This is a genomic window from Arthrobacter sp. Bi83 (assembly GCF_918698095.1).
In the GTDB taxonomy this organism is placed as follows: Bacteria; Actinomycetota; Actinomycetes; order Actinomycetales; family Micrococcaceae; genus Arthrobacter.
The window spans coordinates 10,743-34,293 of sequence record NZ_CAKKLY010000041.1 but is presented as its reverse complement, the minus strand read 5'-3'; the positions used below and the strand labels follow the sequence as shown (position 1 = coordinate 34,293).

The 23,551-nt window shown below is 66.4% G+C and carries 16 protein-coding genes; 10 read left to right on the top strand and 6 right to left on the bottom strand.

The window, feature by feature from the left end; genetic code table 11:
* Complete coding sequence (locus LQ144_RS17195) at nt 1–747, bottom strand: TetR/AcrR family transcriptional regulator (protein WP_230119918.1); 747 nt, start codon at nt 745–747, stop codon at nt 1–3.
* A gap of 209 nt (nt 748–956) precedes the next feature.
* On the opposite strand from LQ144_RS17195, the gene LQ144_RS17190 reads away from it, so the two are divergent.
* Nucleotides 957–1,514, top strand: a complete 558-nt coding sequence (locus LQ144_RS17190; RefSeq protein WP_230119917.1) for a Clp protease N-terminal domain-containing protein — start codon at nt 957–959, stop codon at nt 1,512–1,514.
* A gap of 52 nt (nt 1,515–1,566) precedes the next feature.
* Here the strand turns inward: LQ144_RS17190 and LQ144_RS17185 are convergent, their stop codons facing one another.
* The gene (locus tag LQ144_RS17185) at nt 1,567–2,271 is read right to left on the bottom strand and encodes an alpha/beta hydrolase (protein WP_230119926.1); all 705 of its coding nucleotides are present in this window, start codon (nt 2,269–2,271) and stop codon (nt 1,567–1,569) included.
* 273 nt (nt 2,272–2,544) lie between these two features.
* Nucleotides 2,545–3,159, bottom strand: coding sequence for a dihydrofolate reductase family protein (locus LQ144_RS17180; protein ID WP_230119916.1), 615 nt, complete (start codon nt 3,157–3,159; stop codon nt 2,545–2,547).
* A gap of 412 nt (nt 3,160–3,571) precedes the next feature.
* On the opposite strand from LQ144_RS17180, the gene LQ144_RS17175 reads away from it, so the two are divergent.
* Nucleotides 3,572–4,234, top strand: a complete 663-nt coding sequence (locus LQ144_RS17175) for a hypothetical protein (protein WP_230119915.1) — start codon at nt 3,572–3,574, stop codon at nt 4,232–4,234.
* 409 nt (nt 4,235–4,643) lie between these two features.
* Here the strand turns inward: LQ144_RS17175 and LQ144_RS17170 are convergent, their stop codons facing one another.
* From LQ144_RS17170 to LQ144_RS17160, 3 genes are read right to left on the bottom strand one after another with little or no spacing between them, the layout of a single operon-like run.
* The gene (locus tag LQ144_RS17170) at nt 4,644–6,329 is read right to left on the bottom strand and encodes a DUF885 domain-containing protein (RefSeq protein WP_230119914.1); all 1,686 of its coding nucleotides are present in this window, start codon (nt 6,327–6,329) and stop codon (nt 4,644–4,646) included.
* A gap of 57 nt (nt 6,330–6,386) precedes the next feature.
* Nucleotides 6,387–6,632, bottom strand: coding sequence for an acyl-CoA carboxylase subunit epsilon (locus tag LQ144_RS17165; protein WP_230119925.1), 246 nt, complete (start codon nt 6,630–6,632; stop codon nt 6,387–6,389).
* 23 nt (nt 6,633–6,655) lie between these two features.
* Nucleotides 6,656–8,239 carry an acyl-CoA carboxylase subunit beta gene (locus LQ144_RS17160; RefSeq protein ID WP_230119913.1) on the bottom strand — a complete coding sequence of 528 codons (1,584 nt, stop codon included), beginning with the start codon at nt 8,237–8,239 and terminating at the stop codon, nt 6,656–6,658.
* 230 nt (nt 8,240–8,469) lie between these two features.
* Between LQ144_RS17160 and LQ144_RS17155 the strand changes: the two genes are divergently transcribed.
* The 8 genes from LQ144_RS17155 (at nt 8,470) to LQ144_RS17120 (ending at nt 23,446) form a co-directional block, all read left to right on the top strand.
* Entirely contained in the window at nt 8,470–9,357 is an 888-nt protein-coding gene (locus LQ144_RS17155) for an NAD(P)-dependent oxidoreductase (RefSeq protein WP_230119912.1), read from the top strand.
* A 60-nt stretch (nt 9,358–9,417) separates the two neighbouring features.
* A complete protein-coding gene (locus tag LQ144_RS17150; RefSeq protein ID WP_230119911.1) occupies nt 9,418–10,377 on the top strand; it encodes a biotin--[acetyl-CoA-carboxylase] ligase in 960 nt (319 codons plus the stop codon).
* Nucleotides 10,370–10,969, top strand: coding sequence for a PH domain-containing protein (locus tag LQ144_RS17145; RefSeq protein WP_230119910.1), 600 nt, complete (start codon nt 10,370–10,372; stop codon nt 10,967–10,969). Before LQ144_RS17150 ends, LQ144_RS17145 begins: the two co-directional genes overlap by 8 nt.
* A gap of 10 nt (nt 10,970–10,979) precedes the next feature.
* On the top strand, nt 10,980–12,089 hold the full coding sequence (locus LQ144_RS17140) for an adenylate/guanylate cyclase domain-containing protein (RefSeq protein ID WP_230119924.1): 1,110 nt from the start codon (nt 10,980–10,982) through the stop codon (nt 12,087–12,089).
* 239 nt (nt 12,090–12,328) lie between these two features.
* Entirely contained in the window at nt 12,329–18,433 is a 6,105-nt protein-coding gene (locus LQ144_RS17135; RefSeq protein ID WP_230119909.1) for an Ig-like domain-containing protein, read from the top strand.
* A gap of 78 nt (nt 18,434–18,511) precedes the next feature.
* Nucleotides 18,512–19,483: a MoxR family ATPase gene (locus LQ144_RS17130; protein WP_230119908.1), complete on the top strand. Its 972-nt coding sequence runs from the start codon at nt 18,512–18,514 to the stop codon at nt 19,481–19,483.
* Between the two features lie 70 nt (nt 19,484–19,553).
* Nucleotides 19,554–20,921, top strand: a complete 1,368-nt coding sequence (locus tag LQ144_RS17125) for a DUF58 domain-containing protein (protein ID WP_230119907.1) — start codon at nt 19,554–19,556, stop codon at nt 20,919–20,921.
* Entirely contained in the window at nt 20,918–23,446 is a 2,529-nt protein-coding gene (locus LQ144_RS17120) for a transglutaminase-like domain-containing protein (RefSeq protein ID WP_230119906.1), read from the top strand. The genes LQ144_RS17125 and LQ144_RS17120 overlap by 4 nt, the downstream gene beginning before the upstream one ends.
* The last annotated feature ends 105 nt before the right edge of the window (nt 23,447–23,551 follow it).

The following is a 23,551-nucleotide window of genomic DNA, read 5'->3' as shown; positions in this document are numbered from 1 at the left end:
TCAGGACCGTTCTGAGGAGTGCGGGGCAGGGGAGTCGCTTTGTAGGGGCTGGGATGCCGGAGAATCCGGGTGCTGCGGAGCCGAGGCGGCGAAGCCGGAACCCAGCAGTGCCATCGAATCGATCAGCAGTTGCCGGAGGATGGCCAGTGATTCCGCCGAGAGGTCTGTTCCGCAGCGGCTGAACCACACCTCCATCGCGGCCTTCCCGCAGGAGATGACGGAACCGGCGAGGGATCGCAGGTAGAGCTCGTCCATGTCCCCGTCCATGTCCACGGCCGGGTTCCGGGCGGCGCGCTCTCGGGCGGCAGCGATGATCTGCTCGGTGCAGTGGTCCCACGCCTCAAGCTCGGACCGGGCCAGCAGGGGACTGGCCTGAGTCAGGCTGAAGAGCTCGGCCATCGGTGCGACCGTCATGGGGTCGGCGAGCTCAACGAGGGCTGCGCGGGCTGACTCAAGGATGGGCTCGTCCGCCGGTCGGAGCCGGAACTGCTCCAGCGCAGTGTCGAGGAAGCCGTGCGTCACCGAAGCGATGGCCGCCTCGGTGCTGCTGAAGTAGTTGAAGAAAGTGCGGCGGGAGATGCCTGCCGACTCGGCAATGTCCTCCACGGTGAAATTGCCGGGGCCTGCGCTGCGCAGAAGCCCGAGGGTTGAATCCGAGATGGCCTGGCGGGTCGCGGCTTTGTTGAGTTCGCGCCGCGAAGGTGGTGCCGGCGGCTGGGCGGCCGGCGGAGAAATGGAAGTGAACACGCAGTTACACTACGTGCATCTTTGCACTCTGCGCAAGAAAAGCCCTCAACGTCAGCCTCAGCCGTCATAGGTTCCGCACGGGATTCATATGTACTTCACAGGCCCTTCATAGCCGCCACTTATGTGGGTGGTGCAAGCTGGTCTCATGGCCGGTACGGCCGGCGAGGATGGAGCCGTCGTCTCCGTAAGGCAGATCCAGGAGAGAGATCATGAAGCGTACGAAGAAAATGGCACTCAGCCTTGGCATGGCGGCCGTGGCGCTTGGTGCCGGGTTTGGCGTGACGGGAATGGCTGCCGCCTCGACGGCCACTCCGACTCCAACGCCCAGCTCCAGTAGCCCTTCCGGCAATGCTCCCGACGCGCAGCGGTTCGACGGCGGGGGCAGGCATGGGCACGGACACGGGGAACACGGCGACAGGGCCGCGGCGCTCGCGTCCAAACTGGGCGTCGATCAGGCCAAGGTCGCCGACGCGCTAAGGACATTCCGTGATGCAAACCGGCCTTCTGCGCCCCGCGCCGACGGGCAAAAGCCGGACCAGGCTGCGATGGAGTCGGCATTGGCCGCATCGCTGGCAAAGTCCCTCGGAATAGACGAGGCCAAGGTCAAGACCGCACTGGAAGAACTGCGCACTGAGGCGCAGAAGAGCCGGGCGGCAGCTTTGAAGTCGCGCCTCGACCACGCGGTTACTGACGGCACGCTGACGCAGGCTGAGGCGGACGCGGTGACTAAGGCGGTCGAAAACGGCGTGATCGGCGGCGGCCACTAGCCTTCCGAATGCTGCGCCGCTTCCGAATGCTGCGTGCCCTGTCCGGCGCGGGCTATGAGGCGCGGTTGACCGCGGCCAGGATAGCCGCGCCCAGTTCGGCCGGCTTGGTGAACTGCGGCCAGTGCCCCGTTGGCAGGTCCACCAGCTCGACGTCGCGTATGCGTGCCAATTCCTCCACGTACGGGTGGCCCGCGTCCATCCACTCGGTGAGCAGGGTCGTCGGGAACTCGCAGGCGATCACGGTGGCCGGGACTTCGTAACGCCGCTCGTCATGAAGATGCTGCCGGTCATAAGCCACGCCTTTGGGCTCCGGGATGGCGCGTGCCCGGAACATGGTCCGCAGCCCGTCGTCCAGATCGACGAGGTCCTCGTCGTCGAAGCCGTCCCACGGCGGAAGCGGCACGTCGTCCCCTTCGGCCGGTAGTTGGTCGTTGATGACGCCGCCCTCTCCCAGCGGACCGCTGTCCACGTAGATGGCATGAACCACGCGGTCCGGACGCCTGTCGATGGCGCCATGGATGATCGCGCCACCGCCCGAGTGGCCCACAAGCACCACCGGGCCGTCGAGCGCGTCTACCGCCGCCACGACGGCGTCGATGTGGTCGCGCAAGCCTATGCCGGCACGCGGTGCGTCTGCTGCCTCCAGGCCGGGCAGCGTCATGGGGTGGACGCGGTGCCCCGCCGCGACGAGCGGGGGCGTCACCTCCGACCACGAAGAAGCGTCCAGCCAGAATCCGGGAACCAGGATGACGTCCATGGACGGTACCCTACCCCAACGCCCGCGCACGGCAGGTGCCCCGGCGGCGATTCGGCTTAAGCTATGCCTGGGGTCGGCCAGCTCCCGGCCCTGCGCAGCCGCGGCGGAACCATCGGCGGCTGCCCGGTCATCCGCGGGGGAGTCATCCGAGAAGGGATCACTGGAGGGGGCGGTGCAGAGCGCCTCGTCCAGGATGCCCCGGCGCTTGGCCACAGGGGCGGGTACGAGGGCCTGCCCGGCCACGTTGACAGCCGTGCGGGAGGCCGGCAGCGCCTACGGAGTTAGCTGACGCCGGCGATAGCGGATGTGGGTGGTCAGCGGTGAGTGAAGCACCTCGGCGGGTTCGAAGCCGAAGGATTCAACCCCGTCGAAGATGCGCTCGCCCGAACCGAGCAGGACCGGTGCGATGTCGAGGGTGAGCTCGTCGATCACGCCGGCGATGAGTGCCTGTCGGACGGTCGAGGCCCCACCGGCGATGTCCACGCCGTTGTCCCCGGCGGCCTGGCACGCTGCGGAGTAGGCCGCGTCGAAGCCCTCGGTGACGAAGTGGAAGGTCGTCCCGCCGTCCATCTGGATGGGGTCATGGCCGTGATGGGTCAACACGAACACCGGCGCGTGGTACGGCGGTTCGGCTCCCCACCACCCGGTCCATTCCTCATCCCAGTCCCCGCGGATCGGGCCGAACATGTTCCGACCCATTACATACGCGCCCCGCGGGCGCATGAGCCACTCGTTCGCGACCTTGTCGGCATGGTTCGCTCGCGGGTCGCCGATGTGCCAGCCGTGCAGCTCCAGCCCCCGCTTGCCCAGAGGGTCCTCGCGGCTCTGGTCCGGCCCGGCGACGAAGCCGTCCAGCGAGATTGACATGTGGCAGGTGGTGTCTGGCACCGCGAACCTCCTGAGTCAATGCGACTTGCATGCGGTCGCGTGTGGATTGTGGCGATGCTAGCACGGGATGGCATCCTCGCCGACCGCCTCCGGCGGCGGGTCGCCGACAGGGTTTCCTCCTAAGCCAATCCGGCCTTCAATTCAATCGCGGCCCCCCAATTCGCCCACGAGTGGGCCGAATCTGGTCAAGACCAGCCACGATGCGACCCGCAGAAGCAGTACTGACCGTTCTTGTATTTGCCATTTCGTTCGGATTGTCACTCGTGGCGATCTGGTTGCTGCCGGCTGGGTAAGTCGTCGGAAATATTTTCCGGGCCATTGCCCCGGTTGTCTCTGCGCTTCTGATCTTGGCGTTCTGGATGCCCCACAACTCCTGCGATTCGATTTAGGACAGTAGGACTACCATGTCGGAATGAAGACGCCGGCGCGATCAGCTCTCCCTTCCTGGCTTTCTGAAATGCGCGGTGGAAATGCAAAAACGGAACTCACTGTGTCTGAGTTCTTTCCCATGGACCTTCCAGCATTTTGCCGGGTCTTCAACCCTGCTCGCGCTACCGGAGTCTCCAGGAGCTGGACAGAAGTGGCTGGAAAGGCCGCCACTATTACCGGTCGCACGCAATGGCGGGATGTCGCCATCCAGCCCGGTGCCTCTGGACTGCCCCGCTTGGACCCGATAATGGGCGGCATCGACATGGAGGTAGCGGCTGCGTTGGCGTCCGTTTTGGGTGAACACACCCAGACTCCAGACCCTGTCTATTTTCTTGCGTGGGAGGGTTACGCCGGCCTAAATGATGCCTACCGTGGTTCGGAGACTGTCCTTGGCTCTTATGGCAGGCAGATGCATGTGCTGCACGGTTCGCTTGCAGATGTGGGCCCATCTGCGGCGGCTAGAGAGGCGGATATGCCTCTCTGGTGGATCCCCGAGGACGGTTCCTGGGCAGTCGGCAATGACATCTATGCGCGCAGCGTGTACGTAGGGGGATCTGCAGAGTGCATCGAAGACGTACTCCGGACACCCGTGCTGGAGTGCGTCCGAGTGGCAGCAAGCGAGCAAGTGGTCGCAGAGGATTATTAAATAGCGACGTTCACTGCCCCGACATCGGCCCGCTGGGCCAGCTGATCATCGGCTCCGCTATTCGGTTCGAGGAACCTACGAGGACAATTTTGCCCCCTAGCCATTCGAAGGCGAATCGCTAGGGAGCAAGGATCATGACTTCGCCGGTTTACGCAGCAGCAGTGCCACGAGCAGGACGGTGATCAGGCACAGTCCAGCGTTCGCTCCAATGGCTTAGGTGACCGAGAGGCCTAAGTGCTCTCTGCCCGTCACGCTGTGATCGCCGTACATTCGGCACCAATCCAACGCTTTGTGAAGCAGTTCCCACAGCGCATATGGCAGACATCTCCCCGGGCCCGGGATTTCGACAGGCTCAATCAGCGGTGGGCGGTTGGGCCCGGGATTTCGACAGGCTCAATCAGCGTGAGACCTACCCGAGCATCGCGCGCTTGAGTGTGTCGAGCCCGACGGACCCGATGTTCAGTGCCTTGGTGTGGAACGCCTTGAGATCAAAGCCGGGCCGGGATTCCAGTTCCGAACGGATCTGCTCCCACAGCCGTTGGCCCACTTTGTAGGACGGTGCCTGGCCCGGCCAGCCGAGGTAGCGGGCGAATTCGAACTGCAGCTGCCCCTCGCTGATCTCCAGGTTGGCTTTGAGGAAGTCGAAGCCCTTTTCCGGCGTCCACGTACCTGATCCCCAGCGCGCCGGTACCTCTAGCTCCAGGTGGACGCCGATGTCGAAGACCACGCGGGCAGCCCGCATCCGCTGCATGTCCAGCATGCCCATGTGGTCGCCGGGATCCTTGAGGTAGCCAAGCTCCTCCATCAGCTTTTCCGCGTACAGTGCCCAGCCTTCGCCGTGTCCGGAGGTCCAGCAGACGTTGCGGCGCCAGCTGTTCAGGAGTTCGCGCCGGTAGACGGCAGTGGCGATCTGGAGGTGATGCCCGGGCACGCCCTCGTGGAACACGGTGGTGGTTTCCGCCCAGGTGGTGAACGTGTCCTCGCCGGCCGGCACGGACCACCACATGCGTCCGGGACGGCTAAAGTCGTCCGACGGGCCGGTGTAGTAGATGCCGCCCTCGTCTGTCGGAGCGATGAGGCACTCCAGAGTCTTCATGACATCCGGGATTTCAAAGTGAACGTCGGCCAGGTCGGCCACGGCACGGTCCGAAAGCTCCTGCATCCACGCCTTCAGGGCATCGGTGCCCTTCAGCTGGCGGGACGGATCGCCGTTCAGGATTTCCTTGGCTTCCGCGATCGAAGCCCCGGGCCGGATCTCACTGGCAACGGCTTCCTGCGCGGCGATGATCCGCTCGAGTTCCCCGATGCCCCACGCATACGTTTCCTCCAGGTCCACCGCCGCCCCGAGGAAACCGCGGGAGGCCAGGGCGTACCGTTCCCTTCCGACGGCGTCCTTTTCGGGGGCGGCGGGCAGAAGTTCATCCTTGAGGAACGCTGCGAGTCCGGCATAGGCGGTGCGGGCGGCGGCAGTGCCGGCGTCGAGTTTTTCCTGGAGCCCGGCCGGCAGGGGGCCGTCGGCGGTCTTGGCGCCGGCCGCGAGCTTCGCGAAAAAACCGTCCCCTGCTGCGTACTTGGTGGCCTGTTCGATGACGATCGACACCTGGCGCGAAGCGGATACCCGACCGGCTTGCCTGGCTGAGCGGAGGGACTCGATGTAGCCGCGGATGGCGCCGGGTACGTTGCCGGCCCTGCCGGCTATGTGTTCCCAGTGCTCCTCAGTCTCCGTGGGCATGAGGTCGAAGATGGAGCGGATGTTCTGGGCCGGAGATTCAATGTTGTTCAGTTCGGCGGTATCCCAGCCCGATTCGTGGAACTCCAGCTGCAGCCCGAGGCGTTCACGCAGGGCATCCAGCGTGACGGCGTCCACGTCGTCCACGGGAGCCAGCCCAGCGAGGGCATCGAGGGTCTCGCGGGCTGCGGCAGCGAATTCTTCGATCCCGGCAGGCGAAAAGTCCTGAAACTCCGTGTCGTGGCCAGGCACGCCCAGGGTGGTGGCAAGGCTCGGATCGAGCCGGATGAGCGTGTCCGTGTAGGCGTCTGCGACGGCATCGATGGCGGTTTTGGGGCGCACGGGCGCTGAGGTTTCACTAGTCACCCCAAGAGACTAACCGCGGAAGCCCAGTTATGAAAGACTTACTGAACTTTGCGGGGGCTAGCCCCGGCTTCGCTTCCAGGCGCCCGGACCGGGTGTCGGCGCCAGCCGCAGCTGCTCCCGGCGCACCCAGTGGCGAACGCTTGGCTTCGTGGAATCGGCCGTCTCGGCTGAGCCGATGGAAAGGACGACGGCGGTCAGCGCCGCCAGCTCCTCGGGCGTCGGTTCTCCCTTGACGACCGAGAAGAGCGGGGTTTCGGGCGCCGCGGTTTCGACGGGCTCAACCGGCCGCTTTGCGGCCGGAATTTCCGATGGATCGGTTGCCGGGGTCACAGCGGGATGTTTCCGTGCTTCTTGGTGGGGAGGCTGGCGCGCTTGTCGCGGAGCGCCCGGAGTCCCTTGATAATCTGCAGCCGGGTGTCCGACGGGGCGATGACCGCGTCAAGATAACCGAGTTCCGCAGCTTGGTACGGGTTGAGCAGCTCCTCCTCGTACTGCCGGATGACGTCGGCGCGCCTGGCCTCAACGTCCCCGCCCGCCTCGGCGACGGCGGCGAGCTCGCGCCGGTAGAGGATGTTGACGGCACCCTGAGCGCCCATGACGCCGATCTGGGCAGTGGGCCAGGCGAGGTTGAGGTCGGCGCCGAGCTTCTTGGAGCCCATCACGATGTAGGCGCCGCCGTAGGCCTTCCGCGTGATCACGGTGAGCTTGGGCACCGTGGCCTCGGCGTAGGCGTACAGGAGTTTGGCGCCGCGGCGGATGATGCCCTGGAACTCCTGGTCCTTGCCCGGCAGGAAGCCCGGCACGTCCACGAGGGTGATGATGGGAATGTTGAAGGCGTCGCAGTGCCGCACAAAGCGTGCTGCCTTCTCGGAGGCCGAGATGTCCAGGGTGCCTGCGAACTGCATGGGCTGGTTGGCCACGATGCCGACAGTGTGGCCTTCGACCCGGCCGTAGCCGATGATCACGTTCGGGGCGTACAGGGACTGCATCTCCAGGAAGTGGGCGTCATCGACGATCTGCTCGATGACTTTGCGCATGTCGTACGGCTGGTTCGCCGAGTCCGGGATCAGCGTGTCCAGGGCGAGGTCGTCGTCGTCGAGCTCCAGGTCCTGCTGGTGCTCCAGGACGGGAGCCTCGGAAAGGTTGTTGGAGGGCAGGAAGTCCAGCAGTTCCCGGACGAACAGGATCGCATCGGCTTCATCCGACGCCAGGTAGGTGGAGGTGCCCGTGGTCGCATTGTGCTGCCGGGCGCCGCCCAGCGTCTCCATGTCCACATCCTCGCCGGTGACGGTCTTGATGACGTCGGGGCCGGTGATGAACATGTGGGAGGTCTTGTCCACCATCACCACATAGTCGGTGAGGGCGGGGGAGTACGCGGCGCCGCCGGCGCAGGGGCCCATGATGAGGGAGATCTGCGGGACGACGCCGGAGGCGTGCACGTTGTTGCGGAAGATGTCCGCGAACATCGCCAGCGAGGCCACACCCTCCTGGATGCGGGCGCCGCCGCCGTCGTTGATGCCCACCACCGGGCAGCCGTTGCGCAGCGCGAACTCCTGGACCTTGACAATCTTTTCGCCGTTAACCTGGCTCAGCGAACCGCCGTAGACGCTGAAGTCCTGGCTGTAGAGCGCCACAAGGCGTCCGTCCACGGTGCCGTAGCCGGACACGACGCCGTCGCCCAGCGGCTTCTTCTTTTCCATGCCGAACGCTGTGGAGCGGTGCACGGCCAGGGCATCGAACTCGACGAAGGAGCCGGCGTCCACGAGCAGGTCGATGCGCTCGCGGGCGGTGTTCTTGCCGCGGGCATGCTGCTTCTCGATCGCTTCCGGGCCGGAGGGCTGCTCTGCGCTGGCCTGGCGGTCGCGGAAATCGGCAATCTTTCCCGCCGTCGTGGTCAGATCGTGGCTCATGAAGTGTCTCCGGCTCTGTAGCTGATCGGTGCTGTAGCAGCGTAACGCGGGCACCTGTTGCGATGGTGAGAAACTCCGTTAAGTAGCTTCCGTACAAATCAAAGGCCCTGATGGCTAGTCTAGTGACGCTTATTGCGCAGGCCGCTGTAGGGATCCTACAATTTTCGTCCGGGCGGCGGCGGGGACATGCATGTTACTCGCCGGTAACATAATGCGGCTAGAGTGTCCCTATGACTTCAAGCGATGATGCTTTTCCTCCCACTGCAACGCCCTACCAAGCCGCCGGTTCGCTTCAGGGCCGCACCATTCTGATGTCCGGCGGGAGCCGCGGCATAGGCCTGGCGATCGCGCTGCGCGCGGCGCGCGACGGTGCCAACGTGGTGCTGCTGGCCAAGACCGGCGAGCCCCACGCGAAACTCCAGGGCACTGTCTTCAGCGCCGCCGGGGAGGTGGAAGCCGCCGGCGGAAAGGCTCTTCCCCTGGTCGGGGACGTCCGCAATGACGACGACGTCGCGCGCGCAGTCGCCGCCGCCGTCGAACACTTTGGCGGGATCGACATAGTGATCAACAACGCGTCAGCCATTGATCTGTCCCGGACGGACGCAGTGGACATGAAGCGGTACGACCTCATGCAGGACATCAACGTCCGGGGCACCTTCCTGCTGTCCAAGCTGGCCCTGCCTGCGCTGCGAAAATCCGACGGCGGCCACATCCTCACGCTCTCGCCGCCCCTGAACCTTGACCCCAAGTGGGCAGGCATGCATCTCGCCTACACCATGGCCAAGTACGGCATGAGCCTGACCACCCTGGGCCTGGCGGAGGAGCTCAAAGCGGACGGCGTCCGCGTCAACTCACTGTGGCCCTGCACCCTGATTGATACCGCCGCCATCCGGAACATGCCGGGAGGGGAGGCGATCGTCCAAGCCGCCCGCGGCCCCCAAATCATGGCGGACGCGGCCCACGCCGTGCTGACCGGCAGCAACGTCAAGGAGGGCGCCGCGGCAACGGGGAACTTCTACACGGATGAACAGGTGCTTGCCGCCACGGGCGTGACTGATTTCCGGCCCTACAGCCTGGGCGCCGCCGAGGATCGGCTGGTTCCTGACATCTTCCTCTGATTTCCCTGGCCGCTGCCCCGGATCGGCCGCTCCGGCCCGGCAACTCGATAGGATGCAACTATGGATGCCGCACGCCCTGACGAAAGCCCTGAAGCGCAGGAAAACCTGACCGGAGCGAAGGGGCTGCCGGAGCGCCCGGCCCTGGACCGGGATGCCCTGTCCAGCGTGGAATTCCTGTCCGCACACGGCATCTCCCAGCTGCAGGTGGTGGACACCACCGGCTCCACCAACGCCGACCTCCTGCGCGCCGTCACCGTCGAGCCTAAGGCGTGGCAGGACCTTGCCGTCCTCACCGCCGAGCACCAGACGGCCGCCCGCGGGAGGCTGGACCGCATCTGGGAGGCGCCCGCGCGCAGCTCAGTCCTGGTCTCGATCGTCCTTCGACCCGTCAACGCGGACGGCCGGCCGCTGCCCACACAGACCTACTCCTGGCTCTCGCTCCTGGCCGCCCTCGCGCTCCGGGACGCACTGCTGGAGACTGCCGGGCTGCGGGCTGAACTCAAATGGCCCAACGACGTCCTGGTCCGGGGCAAGAAGATCGCCGGCATCCTGGCCCAGCTCGGTCCGATGGGGGACGGCTCCGTGCCCCCCGTGATCCTGGGCACCGGGCTGAACGTCACCCTGACCGAGCCGGAACTGCCGGTCCCCACCGCCACCTCGGTTCAGCTTGAACGTGCCGGGACAGTGGACCGCACCGCACTCCTGAAAAGCTACCTGTCCCGCTTCTGCACGCTCTACCGCAGTTTCTGCAACGCCGACGGCGACCCCACAGCCGGTCTCGCCGGCGGTCCCTCACTCCACAAGCGGGTTGAAGCCGTCATGGTGACGCTGGGCCAGCAGGTGCGCGCGCACCTCCCCGGCGACCACGAAATCACCGGGCATGCGTCCCGGCTCGACGACTCCGGCTCCCTCCTGGTGGTGGACGCCTCGGCCCACGAGCATGTGGTGACGGCCGGCGACGTGGTCCACCTGCGTCCCTGGTCCCCGCCGGGGGCGTCCACGGAAAGCGGCAATGCGTAAAGACCTTCTGCCGGGGGAGCAGGTCATAGTCGTGACCCGCCCGCAGCCCAGGATGCTGTTCATGCCGGCGGTGGTGTTCATTCTCGTCCCGGCGCTCGCCGCCTTCGCCAGCGCCTGGATCATCCGGGGCGGGCTGCGGAGCTTGCTTCCGGTGGTTTCCGCCGACTGGACCTTCTGGCTGGTGACCGGATGTGTGCTCGCCGCGCTGTGGGCCATGTGCGGCTATTGCCTGCCGCGGCTGCTGCGGTGGCAGGGCACGCGCTACTTCCTGACGAACCGGAGGATACTGGCGCGCTACGGCATGCTCCGCCGGCGCGACCAGCAGGTGTTCCTGGCGTCGGTGCGTAATGTCACGGTCACCCAGACCGTGCTCCAGCGGATGTTGCGCTCGGGGACTATATCCTTGGATGCCGGGCACCAATTCAGCGCCGTGCTCCGGGATGTGCCGGAAGTGGCCACGTTTCACAGGTTCGTACTGGACGCGCTGGACGAGCTTCCGAAGGAAGAGTTTTTTGAATGGGGTCACGCGGCGGACGAGTCCGACGCCGGGTTTCCGCGGGATGTGAGAGAAGGTGGAAGAGATGAGCGATGAGGATCAGCGCATGAGCCAGGGACAGGGTGCCGGCGAGGTGACCGATGCCGCCGTCGGGTCTCCTCCCACCGGAACCATGTCCGCCGAGCGGATAGCCATGAAGGCCCTGGAGACCAGGCTGCTAGGCGGTGAGCGCAAGCTGCGCCGCCGCGAAGTGGCCGGTGGTGCCGGACTCTCGCTGCTGTCGGCGCGGAAGCTGTGGCGCGCCCTCGGGTTCCCCAACCTCGGTGACGATGACGTTGCCTTCACCGAACGCGACCAGGCCGCCCTGAATACCGTGGTGGACCTTGTCCGCACCGGCAAGCTCACCGAAGAGGCAGCCATTTCCGTCACACGCGCCATCGGCCAGATGACCGACCGGATGGTGGTCTGGCAGATCGAGGCACTCGTGGAGGACATGGTCCATGAGCAGGGCGTCACGGACGCCATGGCCCGCAAGCGCCTCGTGAACGAGCTTCCCGCGCTTGTGGACCCGCTTGAGGAGATGCTCGTCTACTCGTGGCGGCGCCAGCTTAACGCGGCGGTCCAGCGACTGGCCGTCCGGGCCGAGGCCGGGCTTCAAGCCAGTGAGGAAGGCCGCGAAGGGGACGAGGACGACGCTCCGCTGCCCCTGGCGCGGGCCGTGGGCTTCGCCGACCTGGTGTCCTACACAAGCCTTTCCCGCCGGATGAACGAAAAAACCCTGGCCAAGCTGGTGCAGCGGTTTGAAAACAAATGCGCCGAGATCATCTCCGTAGGCGGCGGCCGGCTTGTGAAGACCGTGGGCGACGAAGTGCTCTACATCGCCGAGACCCCCGCGGCCGGCGCGGAGATCTCACTGGCGTTGGCTGAGGCCTTCACCCGGGACGAAATCCTTCCCGAGGCCCGGGTTGCGATGGTGTGGGGACGGATTCTGTCCCGTCTGGGCGACATCTACGGGCCCACAGTCAACCTTGCCGCGCGCCTGACGACGCTGGCTGATCCGGGCACTGTGCTGGTGGACTCCATGACCGCCGCCGCCCTCGACCGGGACGAGCGCTTTGTCCTCCTCCCCAAGGAAGCGGAGAACGTCCGCGGCTTCGGCGAGATCCAGCCCGTGATGCTGGCACGGGGCCAGGGCAAGGGCCTGGTCCTGGACTGAGGCCAGTGGGCAGCCCTCCCCATCGCGGATCGCAGCGCCCGTGGGTAGGCTTGCCGGGTAACGGCGAGCCCCGCACCGGGCTTTCCTTGGACAAGCCGCCAGCGCCCATGTAATAGTCGAAACTCAGAATTGTTCCGGCGTCTCTATGGGGGAGTGGCGGAATGTCACGGCCTCTGGTGTTCACCAGGGGCCCGCAGGCTGCACTCAGGCGGCTGTGATTTCGGGGGAATAATAACGCTGTGTCAACTTTGTTCGGCAGGCTGGGGCTCAGGAACCGCCGCAACAAGCTCATCACCGGTACCGTTTTTTCCGCGGCCGCAGCAGCCCTCGTGGCCGGCGCCGTCATCTACCCTGGCTTCAAAACCACCGAGGTGGACCTGAACGACGGCGGCGTATGGGTGGTCAGCAAGGCCCGTAACGCCGTGGGCCGGCTGAACTACCCGTCACGCGTCCTGGACGGAGCCGTGACCCCGGCCAGCACCACGTTCGACGTCCTGCAGAACGCCGGCAAAGTGTTTGTTGATGACGCGTCGGGCTCAACCCTGAACCAGGTTTCTGCGGCCAACATGCGGCTGGGCGGGGACAAAAAGCTTCCGGGCTCTGCGCAGGTCAGCTTCGGCACAGAGGTCATCTCCGTCACGGACCCCGCCGCCGGCAAGATGTGGGCGATGTCGCCGTCAACCGTCAATGCCTTCGATGAGGAGTCCAGCGATCCGGCGGTGGCGGGCTCGCAGGGGCTGGTGTCCGCCGTCGGGTCCGATGACAGGGTCTATTCCGCGGATCCCAAAACCGGGCAGGTGACGGTCACCGCCGTGAACTCCAACGGCGAACCCACTGATACCCAGTCCAGCACGTGGAACGGACTGAAGGGCGCGGGCGATCTCCAGCTTGCTGTGGTGGGGGACCAGCCGGTGGCCCTGGATGCCGCCGCCGGCCGGCTGTTCCTTCCGGGCGGCCGCGAGGTGGCTTTGCCGGACGCGCGGGACGCGAAGCTCCAGCAGTCCGGTCCGGCGTCGGAGTCCGTGGCCTTGGCCACTCCCAAGGCGCTGCTGAAGCAGCCGCTGGACGGCTCGACGGCGAAGACCGTCACCTTTGGCGGGCAGGGCGTTCCCGCTGCCCCCGTGCAACTTGGCGGCTGCGTGCACGCCGCCTGGTCCGGTGCAAACAAGTATGTCCGCGACTGCGCCAACGACTCGGACGACAAAAACGTGGCGGTCCCCAAGGCCAGCGCGTCGCCAAGCTACGTGTTCCGCGTCAACCGTGACGTCGTGGTGCTCAACGACGTCAATTCCGGGAACGTCTGGCTGGTCAACCAGAACATGCAGCTGGTCAACAACTGGGACGATGTGGTTCCGCCGAAGAACCAATCCGATGACCAGGACGAGGAATCCGCGGACAACAACACCATCAACATCCTGCCGGACCGCACCAAACCGAACCGTCCCCCGGTAACCAAATCCGACGCCGTCGGCGTACGGCCCGGCCGCACCACCGTCCTGAGCGTGCTGGACAACGACTCCGACCCCGACGGCGACGTCCTCACCGCCTCCGTGGGGAACGAGAGCCCAAGATCGGGGAGCCTCGAAAGCATCTACGGCGGATCAGCGTTCCAGATCACCGTCCCCGCCGACGCTGCACCCGGGACGGAGGCCTTCGACTACAGCGCGGCCGACGGCCGCGGGCTGTCTGCCGGCGGCAAGGTCACGCTGAACGTGGTGGGCCCGGACGAGAACAGGCCGCCGGCCTTCAAGCGCGGCGATCCCACCACCCTGCTCGTGGAGCAGGGCAAGACCGTGAGCCAGAACATCCTCACGGACTGGGCGGATCCCGACGGCGACGACCTCGTCCTCATGTCAGCGACCGCCGATAACGAGCAGGACCAGGTGAAGGTCCGTCGCGACGGGCTGCTCACCTTCCAGGACTCCGGGGCAACTGCCGGCAAGAAAAGCGTCACGGTATCCGTGTGGGACGGACGGGCCACCACCACCGGAAAAGTGGTGGTGAGCGTCCAGCCGCCTGGCGCCCTGGCGCCCGTCGTCAACGCCGACCATGTGACCGCCGTCGTCGGCCAGGACCTTGTCATCGCGCCCCTGAAGAACGACGTCGACCCCAACGGCGGCGCCCTGCGCCTCGCTCAGGTGGAGGCCAGCGGGCCCGCGGAACTCGGCCCCGTCACGGACGGCGGGACCTTCACCTTCCGCAGCCGGACTCCCGGCCCCGTCTACCTGACGTACATTGCCAGCAACGGTCCGCAGAGCAGCCAGGGCTTGATCCGGGTGGACGTCGAATCAGGCAAGGACACGGGAAAGCCCGTGGCAGTGCACGACGTCGCCCTCATGCCGGTGGGCGGCAGTGTGCTCCTGGACCCTCTCGCCAACGATTCCGATCCGTCCGGCGGCGTCCTGGTGCTGCAATCCGTCTCACTGCCGGAAAATACCACCGCGTCGGTCAGCGTGCTCGATCACAGCGTCCTGCGGATCACCGACATCGCCGGCGCCAAGGACCCGTTCCTGTTCCGCTACACCATGTCAAACGGCAGGACGTCCGCCACAGGCAGCGTCTCCGTTGTCCCGGTTCCCGCTCCTGCGGTGGTGGAGGCGCCGCAGCCCAAACCCGATGAAGTCAACGTCCGCGTCAACGACGTGGTCACCATACCCGTGCTGGACAACGACACCCATCCGCAGGGCGAAAAACTGACCGTGGACCCGCTCCTGCCCCAGCCCGTGGCCGCCGAGGACGGCAAGAGCTTCGTGTCGGAAAATACCCTCCGGTTCATCGCCGGAAGCCAACCCAAGACCGTGCGGGCCATCTACAACGCCGTGGACCCGCAGGGCCAGAAGAGCGCTGCAGCCGTCACCATCCACATCCTGCCCCTGGAGGGTGCCGAGAACTCCCGTCCGCAGCCCAGGAACCTGACAGCCCGCGTAGTCGCCGCAGGCACCGTGCGCATCCCGGTGCCGCTGGACGGCATAGACCCCGACGGCGACTCCGTCCAGCTCACCGGCATCGACAGCACGCCCGGCATGGGCACCGCGACGGCCGGAAGCAACTTCATCGACTTTGTCGCAGCCGGAGACGGCGGCGGGACAGATTCCTTCCGCTACAAGGTGGTGGACCGGCAGGGGGCAGTGAACACGGGCACCGTGACCGTGGGCATCGCGCCGCGGGGCGATACCAACCAGAAGCCCACGCCCGTGGACGATGAGGTCAAAGTCCGCCCCGGCCGGCAGATCGCCGTTGACGCCGCCGGCAACGACACCGACCCCGACGGCGACCTGATCCGCATCCTGGGCGACGGCATCGAGGCGGACGCCGCACTCAAGGCCGAAGTCAGCAAGCAAAGCGGCCGCATTCTCCTGCAGGCACCCGCAGCTGAGGGCACCGTCAACGTCCGCTACACCGTCGCCGACGAGCGCGGCGCCTCTGCGCAGGCGGCCATCACCATGCAAGTGGACAGCAAGGTCCCGCTCCAGGCGCCCATCGCCAGGGATGACCGGGTGACGTCTGCCCAGACCCTGGGCAAAACCGCCGTCGACGTCCCTGTGCTGAAAAACGACGAAGACCCGGATGGCGTCGGTGAGAACCTAAAGGTCACCAGCGGGAGCGAAACCGCCCGCCCGGGCAAGGACGGCAACATGATCGTCGAACTGACCGAGCAGCCGCAGTTGGTGCCGTACAGCGTCGAGGACGTTGACGGCAAGAAGTCCACCGCGATTATCTGGGTGCCGGGCATCGGGCAGCAGGTCCCGACCCTCGCCAAGGACGACGTCCTGGAGGTCATTGCCGGCCAGTCCGTCACGGCAAACCTGGCGGAGTGGGTGAAAGTCCGGGAAGGCCGTTCACCCCGCCTGACCCAGACCGACCGGATCAAGCTCATCGGGGCGGACGGCAGCGACCCCGTGGCAGGCAACGGCACCGCAGTCAAGTACACCGCAGGCAAGGATTACGTGGGCCCGGGGTCCATCAGCTTTGAAGTCACGGACGGCTCTGGCCCTGATGATCCTGCCGGCCTGAAGTCCACCCTGAGCATCCGGACCAAGGTCCTGCCTGATCCGAACCGAAACAACCCGCCTGCGCTGCTGGGCGGAGCCGTCGACGTCCCGCAGGGCGACTCAGCGCGCACAGACCTGGCCGGGCTGACCTCCGACCCGGACCGGGACGACGTGCCGAACATGAAGTACGAAGTCCTCGGCGCGGTGCCGCAGGGCTTCAGCGCGGACATTGACGGCGCATCCCTGAAGGTCTCGGCGAGGGACGGGGTGCGTCCGGGCGAGGCCGGCTCTGTGCAGGTCAAGGCGAAGGACCCGCGCGGGCTGGAAGCCGTCGCAACGTTCCGCCTCTCTGTCACTGCCTCCAACCGCGCCAAGGCGGTGGCCAACGACGACATCGAGGCCGATGCGGCGGCCGGCAAGCCCGTGACTGTGAAGGTGCTGGCGAACGACTCCAACCCCTTCCCGGACGTGCCCCTCAAGATCATTGGCGTGGCGACCGAAACCGGCCAGGGCTCGGCGGCCACCTCGGGGGACTCGGTGACGGTCACGCCGTCGGCCGGTTTTTCCGGAACGCTCATTGTGTCCTACACCGTGGCGGATAAGACCGACGAAGCCTCCCGCTACGCCACGGCCCGGATCCGGCTGACTGTCAAGGACAAGCCGCTTGCGCCCACCACGCCGCAGGCGCAAAGTGTCGGTGACCAGACCGCCCTGCTGAACTGGACCGCACCCGCGGACCGCGGCTCACCCATCACCAAGTACACGGTCTATGGCGAGGGCGGCTACCGGCAGGATTGCCCGGCCAACTCGTGCACTTTGAACAACCTGGTGAACAACACCAAATACCACTTCCAGGTCACGGCCACGAACGACTTCGGCGACTCCGATCGTTCGCCGGTCTCGGCTGAGGTCCGCCCCGACGTCAAGCCCGACACCCCTCTTGCTCCCGCGATGAAGTTTGGCGACAAGCAGCTCACCATCACGTGGAAGGCGCCGGCCAGCAAGGGCTCGCCGGTCAAGTCCTACGACCTCGAGATTTCGCCGGCGCCCGCCGGGCAGAATGCGCAGATCCAGAACCTCACGGCCGCGACCTACGTCTGGAAGGGCCTCCAGAACGGCGTTGCCTACAAAGTGCGCGTCCTGGCCAAGAACGACGCCAAGGACCCTTCCGAATGGAGCCCCTACTCCGCCGCGGAAACCCCAGCCGGAGTCCCCGTGACACCGGCCGCGCCGACAGTTTCCGGCGCCGGCTCCGTGGGCAACCAGAGCCAGCTGCAGGTGAACTGGACCGCGCCAAACAACAACGGCGACGCCGTGTCCGCCTACACGCTGACAACACTGCGCGGAGGGACCGCGGTCAAGAGCCAGCAGGTGGCTTCCGGAACGTCCCTGAACGTTTCGGTGGCAAACTCCGAAACCGACTACACCTTCACTGTGTCGGCCACCAACAAAGCGGGAACGTCCGGGACCAGCGCCCAGTCGGCGGCCATACGCGCTGCAGGAAAGCCGGGCACGGCCAACAGCGGCAGCGTGCGCGCGCCGGGAAACAGCGGACAGCTGGACGTGACGTTCACGCCGCTGACCGAAGCCCAGCGCAACGGCTCCCAAGCCGATGAAATCCGCTACCGCTGGTCCACCGCCTACGGCTCAGGGCCCATTGCCGCCGGCGGAGGAACCATCACGAACCAGCCCAACGGCAGGAACGTGACAGTCAACATCATCGCCACGTCCACTAAGAACAACGTGTCCGGGGACGCCAAGGCGATTGGATCAGCAGTGCCGTACGGCCCGCCCGCCACGCCGGCGGTTTCCGGCGAGACGTCTGCCAAGGGAGACCCCCAGGTGCACTGGACATGGAGCGCACCCAACAACAACGGGCGGCCCATCAACCGCTATGAGGTCAACTATGACGGCACCGGCTTCAAGTCCGTCGGCCTGACCCGGCAGTACAACCACTCCGGCGGCGGCTGGGGCCAGCGGCATACACTGGCGGTCCGCGCCTGCAACGGCACCAACGGGATCAAGGACTGCGGCGCGGCCGACACCGCAGCCTCCACTTCGGGGGCCGATCCCGCACCTCCGCTGACTGAGGTCAGGGTCAAGAGAAGCGACAACAACAGCTGCCCCGGCAAGCCAGGCGTCCCGGACCGGTACAACGCCGCAACCCGCAGCTGCGGCGGGAGCGACGCCAACTGGGTGTCCTATTCGGACGGCTGGATCGCCACACCCTGCTGGGCCGACATCTACAACAACAACGGCCGGTGGTACAAGATGAACGGCGGCCCGCACTCCGGCTGGTACGTCAAAGGCATCACGGTGGACGTCAGAGGCCCCGGCGTGGGCCAGTGCTGATCCCTCGAGCCACGCAGGACACATGAAGCATCACGGATTTAGCTTGCAAGTGCAGGCCGGATGGAAGAGGACCGACACATGACCATGACAACCGAGCAGGCCGAGTGGTTTGCAGCCACCTTTGAGAAGCTCGTGGCCAACGTGGGGCAGGCGGTTCTGGGCAAGGCTCACGTCATCCGCCTGACCTTCACAGCCATGCTCGCCGAGGGGCATGTCCTGTTCGAGGACGCCCCAGGGACCGGTAAGACGTCGCTGGCTCGCGCCCTGGCAGCGACTGTCAAGGGATCCAACAACCGTATCCAGTTCACCCCGGACCTGCTGCCCTCGGACGTGACGGGCGTGACCATCTACGACCAGAAAACGCAGAAGTTCGAGTTCCACAAGGGCCCGGTCTTCAGCAACATCGTCCTTGCCGACGAGATCAACCGCGCATCGCCCAAGACCCAGTCGGCGCTGCTTGAGGTCATGGAGGAATCCCGCGTTACGGTGGACGGCACCACCTACGAGGCCGGCCGCCCGTTCATGGTGATGGCCACCCAGAACCCGATCGAGCAGGCCGGCACCTACCGGCTGCCCGAGGCACAGCTGGACCGCTTCCTCATCAAGACCTCCATCGGGTACCCGGACCACGCCTCCACGGTCCAGCTGCTGGGCGGCACCAACCTCAGGGACCGCTCCAAGGGCCTGCAGCCGGTCATCACCACCCAGGCAGTGGCGGACATGGCCGACCTCGCCGCAACCACCCACGTGGACACCGCGGTGCTCGAGTACATCTCCCGGGTCTGCGAGGAGACGCGCAATGCCCCGGAGACCCGCCTCGGCGTTTCCGTCCGCGGCGCGCTGGCCATGGTCCGGGCAGCCAAGGTCTGGGCGGCGGGCCAGGGGCGCAATTTCGTCCTGCCGGACGACATCAAGGACCTCGCGGCGGTGGTCTGGACCCACCGCTTCGTCATGGACCCCGAGGCCGAGTTCTCCGGGGCCACCCCTGAGGCCGTCCTCTCCCGGGTACTGGCCGACGTCGCCGCTCCGCAGCAGCGCGCGGCAGTCTAGGACGCGGCCCCTAAAGCACGGCAGCTACCGAACCGACACCCACCGAAGCATCGCTAACAAAGGTTTCCACATGTCCTCCGGCACTCCCTTTACCAGGCTTGCTGACCGCATCCGCCGGCCGTTCGGCGAACGGCGCCCCTTCGGCGAAGGGCGGCCCGTCACGAAGGCAGGCGGGCCCGGCAGGCTTCACCCGTCGGCAGTATGGTCAGAGGCCAGCAGCATAGCCGGCCTGGCCCTGGTTCCGGCCTGGCGTGCGGTCAGCCGGTGGTGGACACGCCGTATCCAGCCCGTGCTGGCGGTCGTGAGCGTCCTCGGCTGGTCTGTTGTCGGGGCAGCGGTCCTCCTGTGGACTGCCGGACAGGCTTACGGCTGGCAGGAGGCCAAGGCCGCGGCCATCGCAGCGCTCGTGCTGTTCGTCATCGCCGTCGGTTTTATCCTGGGCAGGTCCTCGTACGGCGTCCTGCTGGATCTGGCCCGTACCCGGGTGGCGGTGGGGGACAGCGCAGTGGGGAGCATTGTGGTGTCCAACACCTCCGCGCGGCCTCTGCTGCCCGCAGATCTGGAACTGCCGGTTGGCTCGGCGACGGCCGTCTTCCACCTGCCGCGCATGAAGCCGCAGCAGGTGCACGAGGACCTGTTCACCATTCCCACTGCACGCCGTTCGGTCATCGTGGTGGGGCCCGTGCGTTCTGTCCGGGCCGATCCGCTGCACCTGCTGCGCCGCCAGGTCCTCTGGACGGAGCCCGAGGACCTCTACGTCCACCCGAAAACGGTGGCGCTGGCCGGTTCCGCGGCCGGATTCATCCGCGACCTTGAGGGCATGCCCACCACCGATCTTTCCAGCGCAGACGTATCGTTCCACGCGCTGCGCGACTATGTGCCGGGCGATGACCGGCGCCACATCCACTGGAAGACCACCGCGCGGACCGGCAAGCTCATGGTGCGCCAGTTCGAGGAAACCCGCCGCGCCCACCTGGCCGTCTCACTGTCCATCAACACCGATGAGTACGCCTCCGAACACGAATTTGAAATGGCCATCTCCGCGGCAGCCTCGATCGGCCGGCAGGCCATCCGCGAACAGCGCGAACTGGACGTCCTGACACAGGCGGGGCCGCTCCGCTGCGAGACGGGCCGCACCATGCTCGACGGCATGACCCGGATCGTGGGCACCCCGCTGCGGAAGACCGCCGTCGACCTCGCCCGGACCCTGGCGGACACCGTCCCCAACGCGTCCGTCGTGTTCTTCGTGGTGGGCAGCCGTGTGACGCCAACCCAGCTCCGCTCTGCGGCCGCCTCGGTGCCGCCGGGCGTCCGCAGCCTTGCCGTGCGGGTGGACGAGCATGCTGCACCGGCGCGGGCGAATATCGCCGACCTTACGGTGCTGACCCTCGGCGACCTGTCAGACCTTCCCGCCGTCCTGCGAAAGGCAGCCGCATGAGCCAGGCAACAGGACTCCGACGGCGGCGGCAGGCTTCGCCGCCGTCGTCCGCCTTCGCCGGCGGCCAGCCGCCGTGGCATTTCCTGCTCGACGCCGGTGCGCTCACCGTCCTGCTGGGCCTTGGCGTCCTCGGGTTCAGCCTCAGCTTCGGCGGCGACCCGTACTATCTCGTGGCAGGATTCGGCGGCATCATTCTTGGCCTGGCCATTGCTGCCTGCAACGCGCATTTCCGGCTGGGGCTTCTGATCACCACCGCCCTGGCACTCGGCGCGTATCTGGTTTGTGGCACCGCCCTCGCCGTGCCGGGCGCAGCCATCGCCGGAGTCATCCCGAGCCCGGACTCGCTTCGGACGCTCCTTCTGGGAGTCGTTTTCGCCTGGAAGGACATGCTCACCGTCGGGGTTCCGGTGGGTAAGGCCGGGGGAGTGCTGATCGTCCCCTTCCTCAGCTCGCTCATCGCCGCGGTTGCCGCAGGAGTGCTGACCTGGCGGCTCAGGAGCCCGTACTGGCCGCTGCTGCCCGTGCTGCTCCTGTTTGTCACCGGCATCGCCTTCAGCACCAATGCGGGGTTCCTGACGGTGGAAAGGGGCGTTGCCCTGACTGTGGTGGCCATTGCGTGGGCGTCCTTCCGCCGGGACTGCCTGCGGAGCACCGACACGCGCAAGGTGTCGGTCAACCGTCCCCAGCACGACGCCGATACCGCAGCACGGGTCCGGACGCGGCGGCTCGCTGCGGGGGCCGCCGTCATTGCGGCGACGGTGGGCGTCACGGCAGCTGTATCGCCACTGATCTCCGCAGGCGACGAACGCAGGGTCTTGCGCAACGTTGTTGTGCCGCCGTTTGATCCCAAGGACTACGTCACGCCTTTGGCGAGCTTCCGCAACTTCGTCAAGGACAAGAAGGACGACGCACTGTTTGTCGTCAAGGGGCTCCCCAAGGATGCCCGGGTCCGGCTGGGCGCGCTCGATGCCTTTAACGGCACCAACTACACCATGGACCCGAACGGGTCGGGCAACTTCAGCAAGGTGGGCGACGCCAAGTCGATCAACACACTGGCGGATCCCACGGGAACTGTCCCCACGAACGAGTACACCCTGGACATCACGGTGGCGGACTACCAGGGCTACTTCGTTCCCGGCGGCAGGAAGACCACCGGCCTCAGCTTCGCCCCGGGCTCCGCGAGCGCTGCGTCAGGGCTGTATTTCAATTCCGGAACCGACACGGCAGTGACCACGAAAGGCCTGTCCACGGGTGATTCCTACACCGTCCAGGTCTCGGATCCGGTAAAACTCGAACACGGCCAGCTGACCCAATACGACTTCGCCAAGGTGACGCTCCCGGACGCCTCCGAGGTCCCGCCGGTGGTTGGTGCCCAGGCCAACGATCTCTCGGCCGATGCCCCCACGGCCATTGACCGGGTCCGGCAGATCGAAGCCCATTTCCAGAAGGCGGGTGCCTTCAGTAACGGACTCATCGCTGACGGACAGCTGCCGAGCGTGTCCGGACACAGCGCCGCCCGCATCCGCGACCTGCTGACTGCCAAGCAAATGCTCGGCGACGACGAACAATACGCCGTCGCCATGTCCCTCATGCTTCGCCACCTGGGGATGCCCGCGCGCGTGGTCATGGGCTTTTACCCGGACCCGAAGGGCCCCGAAAACGGTGCCGGCGAAATCAAGATCCTGGGCAAGGACGTCCATGCCTGGGTGGAGGTGGCCTTCGACCGTGTCGGCTGGGTCACCTTCGACCCCACGCCGCCCAAGGACAACATCCCCATCCCGCCGGACCCCGAAAATAAGTCAAAGCCCAAGCCTCAGGTCCTGCAGCCACCGCCCCCGCCGCCGGAACCGGCCGATCTTCCACCGGACTCCTCACCTGACGCGCTGGACGCCGACGAAAAGAAGAACAACCCGTGGCTCTTTTGGGGACCGATCCTCAGCGCCATCGGCATTGCCATGATTCCGCTCGGAATCCTTGCCATCCCGCTGGTGCTCATCGCCCTGCTGAAGTCGCGGCGGCGAAGGGCCCGATTCACGGACGGACACCCTGCGCAACGCGTGGGCGGCGGCTGGAACGAGGTGCTGAGTCTGGCCACCGACATGGGCGCGGCCGTGGACAGCCGCGCGACGCGGCGTGAGTCGGCAGCCATGGTCGCCGAGACCTTTCCGAGCACGAGTGCCACCACCACACTGCTTGCGCACCGGGCGGACGCTTCGATTTTCGGCGCCGGCCAACCCAGCGAGGAAGATGTCCGCGAGTATTGGACCATCGTTGACGGGTCGCTCAAGGAAATGACTGGAACGGTGGGCTTCTGGCGGCGCCAGCAGGCGCGCTTCTCGCCGAGATCGCTGCTGGGCGACGCCCGGAGCGCTCTCAACCGCCGTCGCGCCACCAATGTCAGGGGCGCCTTCAATGCGAGGGGCGCCTTCAGTGTCCGGCGGCTGTGGGCGTCGGCCACAGTGCGGCGCACGGCAGCCGGGGACGCCGGGAAGCAAACAGACCATGCCGGGACCGATCATGACTAACGGCTCGACGGAGCAGCGGAAGCGCTGCGGCCGCTGCGGGCAGCCGGTCCGAGCCGGCGCAAGCTACTGCGCCGCCTGCGGGGCGGCGACGCACCCGGCGAAATT